Origin of the sequence: Microcystis sp. T1-4 (assembly GCF_000297435.1) — a bacterium.
In the GTDB taxonomy this organism is placed as follows: domain Bacteria; phylum Cyanobacteriota; class Cyanobacteriia; order Cyanobacteriales; family Microcystaceae; genus Microcystis.
Genome location: NZ_CAIP01000314.1, coordinates 1 through 969 on the forward strand (window position 1 = coordinate 1; position 969 = coordinate 969).

At 32.9% G+C, this 969-nt stretch carries 1 protein-coding gene; it reads right to left on the reverse strand.

Features of this window, described 5'->3' with window-relative positions:
- Positions 1-336: 336 nt before the first annotated feature.
- On the reverse strand, positions 337-969 hold a 633-nt coding region (locus MICAI_RS16640), incomplete at its 5' end, for an IS1634 family transposase (protein WP_039900418.1).

A 969-nucleotide genomic window follows, 5' to 3' on the forward strand; every position in this document is an offset into this window, starting at 1 on the left:
CCCACATTCCGCACCCTAAGCTGTCACAGAGAGAAATTACGGAGAGAAAAAATCAAAGTGAGCATAAAAATAAACATAAGGAGCGAAAAAAGGCATTTGAGAAACAGTAAAGCACCAAAAATGGCATCAAAACCTATTCTCAATAAGGAGCAATAAGAATTAACACCACCTAGAGGAGTCAACAGATAAATAAAAGAAGAAATCCAAGAGACAAATCATAATTTAGACTAATCAATTAAAGTAAAAAACTAAATTATAGACATAGTAAAATGGAGCTATAAATCAAAGATATTAGCTCATGTTCACTCATAGAAATTAAATTGATAGAGATAATAATTAGGTGGCTAATTGATAGTAACGTAAACAATCATCTGGTAAAAGACGCAAGATAAAATCTCTGTCCTTATTCCAATTAGAAATATGTTCCTCCTGATTGAGTGTAATCAAATGAATACAATGAAAGCATTGAAAAATCCAGCGTAAAGTAGGGGAATTAGTTGCTTTACCTAATTGATTTTTAATTGTTGATTTAGACTCTTTCAGAGCATTTCTAATTTGACGTTGAGCCAATGTATAAACCAAGAGACATAAACCCATAATCATTCCCATAGACTCTATTCTCTCAGGACTTTTAAGGAAAATACTATCGGCAAAAAATAATGGGTCTTTGAGAAAACCAAACCCCCGTTCACATGATTGTTGAGCTTTATATTCCCTGAGCATAGAATCATCACTAAGTTCCTGTGAATCTAAAACATTCGTAGCAATAATAAAACGTCCTGCACTCAGCAATTCTGTATTAATTTTACTTTCATCCTGGCAGACTGTAGCTGATATTTGGTAGGATATTTCATTTAGAGAATCTTTTTTATTAGATTTGGCTGGAGTAACCTTACTTTCGTTAATTTGGTGATATTTGAACTGGGTTGATAATTTTGATAATGCCTTGATAGCATCTGCTTCACAAGC